The organism is Pseudomonas sp. GM24 (assembly GCF_000282235.1).
In the GTDB taxonomy this organism is placed as follows: Bacteria; Pseudomonadota; Gammaproteobacteria; order Pseudomonadales; family Pseudomonadaceae; genus Aquipseudomonas.
In genome coordinates this window covers 1-8,769 of record NZ_AKJR01000180.1, presented here as the reverse complement: position 1 = coordinate 8,769, position 8,769 = coordinate 1, and the positions used below count along the sequence as shown (strand labels likewise).

Annotated in this window: 6 protein-coding genes; 2 read left to right on the top strand and 4 right to left on the bottom strand. The window is 59.8% G+C overall.

Annotation, left to right across the window (positions count from 1 at the left end):
- Positions 1-93: 93 nt before the first annotated feature.
- Both PMI23_RS19730 and PMI23_RS19725 read right to left on the bottom strand, forming a co-directional pair.
- Complete coding sequence (locus tag PMI23_RS19730) at positions 94-2,283, bottom strand: autotransporter outer membrane beta-barrel domain-containing protein (RefSeq protein ID WP_007912078.1); 2,190 nt, start codon at positions 2,281-2,283, stop codon at positions 94-96.
- 198 nt (positions 2,284-2,481) lie between these two features.
- Positions 2,482-5,439 (bottom strand): autotransporter outer membrane beta-barrel domain-containing protein, encoded by a 2,958-nt coding sequence (locus tag PMI23_RS19725; RefSeq protein ID WP_007912082.1) that lies wholly within the window; start codon positions 5,437-5,439, stop codon positions 2,482-2,484.
- A gap of 263 nt (positions 5,440-5,702) precedes the next feature.
- Between PMI23_RS19725 and PMI23_RS19720 the strand changes: the two genes are divergently transcribed.
- A complete protein-coding gene (locus PMI23_RS19720; RefSeq protein WP_007912084.1) occupies positions 5,703-5,981 on the top strand; it encodes a helix-turn-helix domain-containing protein in 279 nt (92 codons plus the stop codon).
- 32 nt (positions 5,982-6,013) lie between these two features.
- Here the strand turns inward: PMI23_RS19720 and PMI23_RS19715 are convergent, their stop codons facing one another.
- Together PMI23_RS19715 and PMI23_RS19710 are read right to left on the bottom strand one after the other, a co-directional pair.
- The gene (locus PMI23_RS19715) at positions 6,014-6,850 is read right to left on the bottom strand and encodes an amino acid ABC transporter permease (protein ID WP_007912085.1); all 837 of its coding nucleotides are present in this window, start codon (positions 6,848-6,850) and stop codon (positions 6,014-6,016) included.
- On the bottom strand, positions 6,847-7,668 hold the full coding sequence (locus tag PMI23_RS19710) for an ABC transporter substrate-binding protein (RefSeq protein WP_007912086.1): 822 nt from the start codon (positions 7,666-7,668) through the stop codon (positions 6,847-6,849). Before PMI23_RS19710 ends, PMI23_RS19715 begins: the two co-directional genes overlap by 4 nt.
- A 113-nt stretch (positions 7,669-7,781) precedes the next feature.
- On the opposite strand from PMI23_RS19710, the gene PMI23_RS19705 reads away from it, so the two are divergent.
- Positions 7,782-8,681 carry a homocysteine S-methyltransferase family protein gene (locus PMI23_RS19705; RefSeq protein WP_007912087.1) on the top strand — a complete coding sequence of 300 codons (900 nt, stop codon included), beginning with the start codon at positions 7,782-7,784 and terminating at the stop codon, positions 8,679-8,681.
- The last annotated feature ends 88 nt before the right edge of the window (positions 8,682-8,769 follow it).

Here is an 8,769-nt window from a genome sequence, read left to right as displayed (position 1 = left end):
AGGCTGCGATCTTTTGATGTTGTTTTGGGTTAATAAAAACAAAGATCAAAAGATCGCAGCCTTCGGCAACTCCTACAGAAAATGTTGTGTCAGTTAAAACGCCATGCGCCATTGGCCCATCACGCCGTGAGTGCGGCTGTCAGTGGCCATTTCACCGGTAAGACCAACGCCGACGGAGTGATTGGCTGACAGCCCAAGATCGAGGCCGGCATCCACCGACAGGCTGTTGCGATCCAGCGCGGCACCGGCAACCTCAAACCGCTTGCCACCCTTGACCAGTTGTTGGCGGGTGTCGCTTTCGATCTCGCCAAAGGTGTGTTTCCAACCGGCACTGAATCGCGGCGTCAGCGTCATGCCGTTATCCAGCCGAGTGATTTTTGCCGTGCGCAGGCCGAAGGTGCTGCTGAGGTTGTCGCGGGTTTGCCCAAAGACTTTCAGCGCTGCATCCCCACCTTTTTCGCTGTAGCTGTCGCGCTGATAGCGCTGATAGCCGAGGCTGGCGAACGGTTCGAGCGTCGCGTTGTGCCGGCCAACATTGACCGCCAGTTCGGCAAAGGCTTGCTGGGTGTTGGCGTCATAGTTGCCCTTGAGACGATCGCTGAAGCCGTTGAAGGCCACTCGCCGCTTGCTGTGGCCGTCATGGCTGGCATAGGTCGCCCCGAGACGCAGTGAGAACGGTCCGTCCTGGCGCACGGCGTAGGCGCCGAGGTGCCAGCTGTCGAGGTCGCCATCGTATTGCCGAGCGTCGAGTCTGGTTTGCGATTTACCACCGACCAGGCCGATATGCCATTGCTCATCGAGCCGCCAGTCGGCGCCCATGACCAGGCCTTGGGTCGCGTGTTTCAGGGTGCTGTCGAACTCGCGGTCAACCTTGCCGCCATGGCCGAGCGCCTGAATCCACACCCGCCCGGAATCGGCGCCGCCGGCGGCCTGACGCGGTGAGTTGCCGGAACCGTAGGCAGAACCGTAACGGCTATTCAGTTGCTGCATGGCCGAGAGCATGCTCGCGCTCACCGGAGTGATACTGCTTAGCGTGGCTTTGGCGAGATTGGCGTTGCTGCCGGCGGCGAGTTGTTCGATGGCGACGGGGGCGGTGGTTTTGTCGCTGGTCAGCAGTGCGGCGACTGCCGCGTTTGCAGGTTTTAGTGGCGCAGGAGCGGGCTGTTCGGCGGACTCGTTAACTTGCGCAGTAAGAGGTTCGTCCTGCATTGACGATGGGACGGACTCTGCAACGAGCGTCGACGCCGATGGCGGAACTGGAACTGGAACTGGAACTGATGCGGAAGCCGTCAATGGCGTTGGCGTTGGCGTTGGCGTCGCGAATGGCGCAGGCGTTTGTGGTTCGACAATGCTGTCGGCAACTGCACGACCGTTGTCTGTCGTGGCAACGCTCGCAAGCGGCTCACCGTTACGGGCATAAGTCAGCCCGACGGATTTTTTGTTGTACTGAGGTGTGGCGGTCATAAAGGCGAGGTTGTTAAGGACCTTGCCGAATTCGCCTTCTACCTTGCCGGCTTCGATGATTTTGTACTGGCGACTTTGCGGATACTCCCCTGGAACGGCAACGACGTTCAGGGTTGCACCTTCCAGCCTGGCAGTGCCATCGACCTTGATCGTTTGACTGCCACTGGGCGTGACCTCATAAGCCAGCTCGGCGGTTGGGGACAAGCGCAAGTCGCCTTTCACGCGCGGACTGCCGAGTGCCCCATTGACGGAGAGCAGGCCGGCGACCTCCAGACTGCCCACAGCGCCTTTACCTGCAAAGCTGCCACCTCTTTCGACATAGACATCGCCCTTGATGCCCCCCAGGTTGGTCAAAGCGGTACCGCTGTTGACCAGCACGCCGTCCTTGAAGTCACCCTTGGAACTCAGAGTCCAGTCGCCCCGGCTGAGGAGCAGGCCGTTGAAATTACGCGTGTCTTTCAGCTCGCCGCCTGCCGCTGCATCCAGGAACAGGACGTTATCTCCTGCGCCACCATCCAGCAGGCCGGTAAAGCTTGCGCCGTCCGTGAGTGTGATCAGATCGTTTACAGCGGTACCTTTAAACGTTTCTTCAGGGGTTTTAAAAGCGATGGGTACCGTACTTGGGTCGGTGAGAAATCCCTTGAGTCGTTCAAGTGCCATTTCTTTAGCGTTGGTTTCGGGCAATTCATTGGCATTCACGACTGCGGTTGAATCAGCGACTTCAGAGGATTGCTGAGCGTTGGCAAGCTCTACACAAGCCAGCGCCAGCGAAATGGCCAAAGCCAAGTGTTTTGGTTTGAAAGTGTGTTGAAGGGGCATTAGGTAGGGCCTTTTTTGAAAGGAGACCCAACTCTATTGATGCACCCGAAAATCCGATGTCGGCTGCTTCCCGCAGGCTTGCAGGCGACATCGCATCGTTTTGTAGAAAATGACCGTGTGATCTGGAACCCGGAGTTTTGCTCGGCTGCAGCGGCTCTTTTTCCTACAACCAATCAAGACCGCGCCGCCTGTTCAACCTCAAAAACTCATCTGCCACTGCCCGATCAACCCGTGATTGCGGCTGTTGCTGCCGATCTCACCGCTGTATCCCACACCCAGCGTGTGCCGCGCAGAAATCCCCACATCCAGCCCGGCTTCCAGCACCAGGCTGTCGCGATCCAGCGAGCTACCATCGACACTGAACGCCGTGCCGCCAGTCACAAACGCCTGACGCGTCGAGCCGCCGACATCGCCGTAAGTGTGTTTCCAGCCAGCAGCCATGCGCGGGGTCACGCTCATGCCGTTGTCGAGGCTGCTCAAGTGCGCCAGGCGCAGGCCGAAGGTGCTGCTGAAGTTGTCCTGGGTCTGGCTGTCGACTTGCAGCGCGGCGGCGCCGCCTTTTTCCTTATAGCTGTCGCGGTGGTAGCGCTGATAACCGAGGCTGGCGAAGGGCTCGGCGCTGAGGCGGCCGCTGCCCATGGCATAGCCGAGTTCGGCGAAGGCTTGCTGGCTATCGGCGTCGTAATCGCCTTTCGGGCGGTCGCTGAAACCATTGAAGGCGATGGTGCGTTTGCTTTCGCCCTGATGGCCGCTGTACGCCGCGCCGAGGCGCAAAGCGATCGGGCCGTTCTGGTGCAGCGCGTAGACGCCGGCGTGCCAGCTCTCGACGTTGCCGTCGACGCCGGTCGCGTCCAGATCGGTTTTCGAATAACCGCCCAGTACGCCCAGGCGCCACGCTGGATTCAGTGACCAGTCGGCGCCCAGCACGCTGCCCTTGGTGCGTTGTTCCAGACCACTGCTGCCGTGTTCGCCATCGAGCTTGCCGTAGCCGCCGATGCCTTGCAGCCAGAGCCGGCCGTGAGCGTTCGGATCATTCAGGTTGCGCGCCTCGGTCGGCACGCCGTTGGCCGCCAGCACGGGCGTGTCGCGTTGATCGAGGCCGACCAGCAGTCCCGGGCTGCCGCCCATTTGCTGCATCGCCGAGAGCATGCTGCTGCCGACCTGACTGCTGGCGCTGAGGGTGGCGTTGGTCAGGTTGGCGTTGCTGGCGCCGGCCAGTTGCTCGATTGCTGCGCCGGCGCTGCTTTGGCTGGTATTGAGCAAGGCGTTGTACAGCGCACTGTTTTTGCCGATTGAGGCGAGGCTGTTGGCGGCGTTTGTGCCGTTGCCGGTCGTGGCAAACTCATTGAAAGCCACGTCGTTGCGAGTGTAGGTCAGGTCAACTTGGGTAGGCGTGTAGGCAAGGGTCGGCGTCAGGAATGCATAGTCGCTGCTGACCTTGCCGAAGGTGCCGTTGACCTGCGCCGCTTGCAGCACGGTGTAGTGGCTCTGCCAGGGATACGTGCCGCTACCGGGATTGACCGCGAGCGTTGCGCCATTGAGATTGGCGATGCCGCCGACTTGTACCGGTGCGCTGCTGCCATCGGCGTTGACGCCGTAGGCGAGGGTGGCTGCGCTGCCCATGTTCAAATCGCGAACGATGGTTGCGCGACCGAGTCCGGTGTCGGTGCGCAATGTGCCGTTGACAGTGAGGCTGCCCACCGAACCGCCACCGGCATACACACCGCCGGCATCCACGGTCAGGTTACCGGCGATGCTGCCCTGATTGATCAGTGTTGCGCCGTTGCGCACTGCACCGCCGTCGCTGAAGTCGCCGCTGCCTGTGAGTGTCCACGCACCTTGTTCGACCTCCAGCCATTCGAAGTTACGACTGGCGCCGAAGCTGCCACCGGCCGCATCGTCCATCACCACCCGGTCGTAACCGCTGCCGCCATCCACCACGCCGACAAAGCGACTGCCGTTGCGCAGGGTCAGACTGTCGTTACCGCCGCCCAGATCCAGCGCCAGGCCATTGCTGCCACTGATCGTGCCGCCGTTGATGACGTTGTCGGCGAACTCGCCGACGAGCTTCACGCCGAAACCGTTGAGGCCTTGAATGGTGCCGAAGTTTTCCAGAGTGGTCGCCGCCAGCCCCGAGCCGCCGCTGCCATCGTCGACCAGAATGGCGCTGTCGGCGCCGCTGATCAAAGCGTTGCTGGCGTTGAGAATGTAACCGCCACCCAGCGCGATACCTTCGCTGCCATTGGCGAAACCGCCCTTGTCGACACCGCCGGCACCGACGCCTTGAATGGTCCCGTAGTTTTCGATGTGGGCGATCTTGTCGATGTCCACGCCGTCGCCGTCACCGTTCGCTTGCAAGCCTGAGTAAGCGCCAGTGATGGTGCCGTGGTTAATCACCGTGCCATCGCCGTCGGAACCGAAGCCGGAACCATTGCGGCCGGTGATCTGCCCGTAGTTGATCAGCGTCGCGCCAAGATCGGTGGTGATGCCATGGCGGCCACCGGAAATCACCCCGTAGTTGGTCACACTGACGCCGCTCGCGGAATCGATATCGATGCCGTCGAATTTCCCGTCGGCATTGTGCGAATCGCCGGACGAAATCTCGCCATAGTTGCTGATCGTCGCATTCGCGCCGGTCTTCATGCCGTCGCTGGCGTCGCCGCGAATCAGCCCGCCGACGCGGTTGATAATGGTGGTCTTCACGCCGTCACTGCGCAGCGCATCGAGATCCAGTCCCTGGCCGGTGGTGGAGCGAATCACGCCGCTGTTGTCGATCAACAGGCTGCCGCTGACAAAGTTGCTGTCGATACGCAACGCGTCGTTGGCACCGCGAATCTGCCCGCCGCTGCGGTTGTAAATCGTGTAGTTGCGCGCCTGGGTCAGGTCGCCACTGCTGTCGATGGCCCGGCCACCGCTGGAAACGATTTTGCCGGCGTTGTCGATCACCACACCGGCACCGCTGGTCTTGTCTTTCAGGCTCACGGCCTTGCCGCTGTTGGTGATGCTGCCCGGCGCGGAAATCGTCAACGTGTCGCTGCCACCCAGCGTTTGTGCTGCCGTGGTGGCGGTGTCGATCTGCACGGTTTTGCCGTGGGCTGCCGTGGCAGCGATCAACAGAGCAATGGCAAGGGACAGACGCTGGGGCGGGAACGGCATGGTCGGACGGCCTTTTTGTTATAAGCGGGCCGTCCTGTATAGCGAAGGGTTTTTACAGAATGATGTCGGTGGTTGATCTGCATTGTTTTGCATCTTCAGCGCTGAAATATATTAATTTCTGCATTTTGTTGCAGTTTTTTTGCCTGCTTCTCTCATTAGGTGCGGTAAGTTTTGATTCAAACGCCGAAGCACTCACATCAATGAATCCCCGCGCCATTAATGTTTATTGAGCCTTATGCGGCGCTCGAAGATTGGAGAGGAAAATGGTAATGACAGTTCTCGAACGCATGGCGCTCATCGAAAGCATTCAAGAGGCGCTGGCCGACGGGACATTGGAAATCAGCGAAGCCGTCCGCCGTTTACGAGTTGAGGTGACAGGGCTGCATCAAATCCAATTCGCTAAGATGTGCAAAATTTCGGTCCGCACGTTGATACACATAGAGCACGCTGAGGGTAATCAGACGTTGAGGTCGTTGGACTCAATATTCCGATTGTTTGGCCTGAAAATGGGCGTTGTGCGGGTACGCCGAGAGCCCCATTAAAACCCGACGCAACCCGCAAGGTGCCGATCCCCCTAGCTCCGCCGCACGTAAGCCTTGCCGTAATGCCGCTCCATGCGCGCCTGAATCAACTCCAGCCCGATCGACATCAGCCAGTAGATGATCGCCGCCGTCGTCAGCATTTCGATGTAGCGGTAGCTTGAGCGTCCATAGGACTGGGCGAGAAACATCACTTCCCAGACGCCCATCACCGAGATCAGTGACGAGTCCTTGAGCATCGAGATGAACTGGTTGGTGGTGGGCGGGATGATCGTGCGCATGGCTTGCGGCAGGGTGATGCGCCAGAAAATCACCGTCTCGCGCATACCCAGTGCCAGCGAAGCTTCGCGCTGGCCGTGGTCGACACCGAGGATGCCGGCGCGGAAGATTTCGCTGAGATAGGCGCCGTAGTTCAGCGACAAGGCAATGATGCCCGCGACGATGGCGCCAGGCACGATGCCCAGTTGCGGCAAGCCGAGGTAGATCAGCAGGATCTGGATGAGCAGTGGCGTGCCGCGAAAGAACGAGGTGTAAAAACTGGCGATGCCGAACGCCACGGCACTTTTCGACAGGCGTGCCAATGCCGTGATGAAGCCCAGCAGGGACGAAGCGACAATCGAGCACACGCATAGGAACAGCGTCAGCGCTGCACCCTGCAAGAAGCCGTTGGGCGCCAGGTGCAGGCCGACCAGATTGGGCAGTTTGTCGAGGATGATCGAGAACTTCAGGTCGAAGCTCAGGAAGAACCCGGCGAACAGGCAGAACAGCGTTGCCCAGGTCAGGTACAGCCGCGTACGAAAACCGAACATCCGTTGCAGGCGTGATTCAGCCACCGGTTGCGGTGGCTGTGGCGGTGTCGGGAAAGAAGTCATTGGCTGATATCAGCGCCGATCCATTTTTGCGAAAGCTTGCTCAGGGTGCCGTCCTGTTTCAGTTGCGCGAACACCTCGCGCACTTTGGCATCCCATTGCGCGTCACCCTTTTCGATGGCCACCGAGTTCGGCTCCGAATACAGCGGCGCGCCGGCCAGTTTGAAGCGTTTGTCCTGGTTCAGGCGTGGCTGCGCGGTGACGAGGTTGGTGAGGATTGCATCCAGGCGCACGCCGGCGCCCAGGCCCAAGTCCTGGAAGGCGACGTTATCGGTATCGTACGGCGCGATCTGCACATCTTCGAACGGGTACTGCAGTTGCGTATCTTCGGCGCCTTCGATGACCAGGTTCTTGTTCAGATAGCTTTCGTAACTGGACGCGCTGGTGAGGCCGACTTTTTTGCCGCTCAGATCCTTGGCATCGTGGATCCGCTCATCCTTGGCATTGACCACGATCACCGCCGGCGAAGCGTAGTACTCGACCGGGAAATCGAATACCTCGGCGCGGGCCTTGCTCGGCGTCATCGAGCAGATGCAGATATCGTAGCGCCCGCTCCAGCGGCCGGCGGCAATGACGTCCCACGACGGCGTTTCGAGTCGCAGCTTGACGCCTAACTTGTCCGCCACGGCTTTGGCGACATCAACGTCGAAGCCATCAAGCTGATTCTGGTCGTTGAGAAACGAGAACGGTGGATAGCTTTCCATCAGCACACCGACCAGCTCTTTTTTCTGCTCGATACGATCCAGCGTCGTGCCAGCAAAGGCTTGCGTGGAGGCGGCCAGAATGGTCAGGCCCAGGGCCAGTAGCGGTTTAAATTTCACAGTCGATCCCTGGGTAAAAAAGAGGTTGTTTTTAACGGAATGGTGCGTATTAAATAGTTATAAGAACGACTCTGATAGTGAGTTATTTTCATAAGCATATGAGTGAAAAGCATATGGGCGCAGGCAGCACGATTATTCTCGATGGCGGCATGGGCCGTGAATTGCAGCGCGCCGGTGCGCCATTTCGCCAGCCGGAGTGGTCGGCGCTGGCGTTGAGCGAGGCGCCGCAAGCGGTTGAGGCGGTACATGCCGCTTATATCGCCAGTGGCGCCAATGTGATTACCACCAACAGTTATGCCGTGGTGCCGTTCCATATTGGTGAGGAACGCTTCGCCGCTGAAGGGCAGGCACTGGCGGCGTTGGCCGGTGAACTGGCGCGACGTGCGGTGCAAGCCTCGGGGAAATCCGTGCGGGTGGCCGGCTCATTGCCGCCGCTGTTCGGCTCCTATCGTCCGGATCTGTTCGAGGCCGCACGAGTAACCGAGTTGCTGACGCCCTTGGTCAATGGCCTGACACCGCACGTTGATCTGTGGCTGGCGGAAACCCAAAGCTCGATCATCGAGGCGCGAGCCATTCACGCGGGATTGCCGAAGGATGGCAAACCGTTCTGGTTGTCGTTCACCTTGAAGGACGAAGACACTGATGAAGTGCCGCGCCTGCGCTCTGGTGAGCCAGTCGCCGAAGCGGCGGCGGTGGCGGCTGAATTGGGCGTCGAGACGTTGCTGTTCAATTGCAGTCAGCCGGAAGTGATCGGTGCCGCGATTGATGCAGCGCGTGAAACCTTCGAGCGCCTGGGGGTGAAGATAAACATTGGTGCTTACGCCAATGCGTTTCCGCCGCAGCCAAAAGAAGCTACGGCCAATGACGGACTTGATCCGCTGCGCGAGGATCTGGATCCGCCGGGGTACTTGCACTGGGCGATTGACTGGCAGCAGCGGGGCGCTAGCCATCTGGGTGGTTGCTGTGGGATCGGGCCGGAGCACATTGCGGTACTGGCGCAGAAACTGGGCTGAAAACAGATCAAAAGATCGCAATCTGCGGCAGCTCCTACATGGGATTGACGTTCACCCTGTAGGGGCTGCCGCAGGCTGCGATCTTTTG

What these genes read in the sequence shown, in the direction of transcription:
- PMI23_RS19730 (WP_007912078.1), bottom strand. Translation starts at nt 2,283, where the DNA reads ATGCCCCTTCAACACACTTTCAAACCAAAACACTTGGCTTTGGCCATT.
- PMI23_RS19725 (WP_007912082.1), bottom strand. Translation starts at nt 5,439, where the DNA reads ATGCCGTTCCCGCCCCAGCGTCTGTCCCTTGCCATTGCTCTGTTGATC.
- PMI23_RS19720 (WP_007912084.1), top strand. Translation starts at nt 5,703, where the DNA reads ATGGTAATGACAGTTCTCGAACGCATGGCGCTCATCGAAAGCATTCAA.
- PMI23_RS19715 (WP_007912085.1), bottom strand. Translation starts at nt 6,850, where the DNA reads ATGACTTCTTTCCCGACACCGCCACAGCCACCGCAACCGGTGGCTGAA.
- PMI23_RS19705 (WP_007912087.1), top strand. Translation starts at nt 7,782, where the DNA reads ATGGGCGCAGGCAGCACGATTATTCTCGATGGCGGCATGGGCCGTGAA.